This is a genomic window from Brasilonema bromeliae SPC951, assembly GCF_012912135.1.
Taxonomy (GTDB): domain Bacteria; phylum Cyanobacteriota; class Cyanobacteriia; order Cyanobacteriales; family Nostocaceae; genus Brasilonema; species Brasilonema bromeliae.
Genome location: NZ_QMEB01000361.1, coordinates 1 through 1,754 on the forward strand (window position 1 = coordinate 1; position 1,754 = coordinate 1,754).

1 protein-coding gene and 1 pseudogene are annotated in these 1,754 nt (G+C 42.8%); one reads left to right on the forward strand and one right to left on the reverse strand.

Annotated features, from left to right (window positions below):
• Positions 1-104 precede the first annotated feature (104 nt).
• Positions 105-1,028: pseudogene (locus DP116_RS27470) on the reverse strand (Sll0314/Alr1548 family TPR repeat-containing protein); the annotation flags it as partial.
• A gap of 372 nt (positions 1,029-1,400) precedes the next feature.
• Here DP116_RS27470 and DP116_RS29840 point away from each other — a divergent pair.
• A partial coding sequence (locus DP116_RS29840) for an ATP-binding cassette domain-containing protein (RefSeq protein ID WP_246275826.1) occupies positions 1,401-1,754 on the forward strand: 354 nt, incomplete at its 3' end.

Consider the following 1,754-nt stretch of genomic DNA (forward strand, 5'->3'; position numbering starts at 1 on the left):
GCAGGTGGAGTCGGGGAAACAGGGGAAGCAGGTGGAGAAATAACTCCTTCACTCTCTCCCTCCCTCCTTTTTCTTGTCCCCTCATTTCCTACCTGACCAAAATTACTCAGATTTTCCGCAGCCTTACGTCGTTCACGCTCAATTTGTCGTGGCAAATCACCTGGGAGTTGAGATTTCTTAGTCAGGGCTGTATCAAAATTCTTAATCGCTTCCTGCATCAGTTGCGAGTTTTTCTCCTTATTGGCTTTTGCCCGAAGGATTTGAGCTTTAAGATAATACAACTCTGGGTTATCTGTTGTCACCTTTAAAGCACGGTTGACATAGTCTAGTGCCTGAGAGTACTGTTTTAAATCCCGATAAGCAAGAGCGATACCCCGATCTGCCAAATACTGGGGAGCAGCATTCTTTTCTAGCTTTTGAATTGCCTGTTCTGGGTTAGCAAAGGGCAAATTGACAGCTAGCATTAAATCCATGTATCCTTTGACTAAGTTTAGTTCTGGATCGTTAGGAGAAACAGCTTCAGCTTTGTCCAAATGTTGATAGACTTGCTGTAGTCTAGTCAGGGCTTGTGGTGCACCCTTGACTGTCCCCTCACGTTGTAGAATGACAGACCCTTCTAAAAATAGACCAACAGCAGCATACAGATTTCCGCGTAAGGGATCACTAGAAATTAAATTTTGTGCGGTTTGTGATGTTTTTTTGCTGTAAGTGTCTAGTGTGGCCAAATCCTTATTCGTATACGCTAAAGATGCTTTCATAGCATAGGCTAAAGGTTCCTTTGGCTCTGTAGATAATGCTTGTTGTAAGTAACGATCTCCAGCTTGATAGTCTCCTTGTTGGAAAATGGCTTTGAATGCTGCCTCTGTTTTGTTGCCAATATTACGAGGCTCTTTCATCCGAAAGGGATCTGCAGCCCAAGAAGGATTTGCCCAGATGTTCAGTGCAATGGTAGCTGAAAAAGCCACTATAATAGAGCGATAAAATTTGGCAGGTACAATTTTTTGCAAACCTGGGAACCGTGCATCCATTTTTTGCCTCAGTATATTTACGTCTTATATTTGTTTTTTAGATGACTTTTAATTCACGGAATGTGGATCTGTTTCAGGCAGAATTTTGTATACTGTTTGACTTTGGTAATTTTTCTAAGTTCCCAAGCGTGTGTTTTGGCTATTGTTCAAGACTCATTTTGCCACAATGAATGAAAGTAGGGGTGACGGTTTTCGCCGTTAGCTTGGCTCCATTCTAACCAGTGGTGCGTAATTTTGGTCCAGATGCAGCATGTTTCTTGCTGCAATAGAGACGTTGCTAGCCTCTTGAATCCTTGTAAATTTTTCGGAATTCTACAGTAGCTGGCAGTGTAGTTAATAAATATGTTGCTGACTTTTTGGTAAACTTAACAAATGCTCTATCTGAGAAACCTAATTTATCATCCCACGGCTTGCCCGACAGCTATTCTCAAATCAATCAACTTGGAATTAGCATCCCAACAACTGGGTTTGATTATTGGACCGAGTGGTTCTGGCAAAAGTACGTTACTCGAAATTTTGTCTGGACTTGCCGAACCGACATCAGGTTCACTCTTCTGGCGCGAGCAAGAACTGACAGCTGAGCAGATGCAACAACTGGCTGGCTTGGTCTTTCAGTTTCCTGAGAGGCATTTTTGCGGCGGTACTCTCTTAGAAGAATTGCGCTTGGGACATCCAGAGTTAGGAAAAGAGCGAGTTACGCAAGCACTTGGAGAAGTAGGCTTAGAG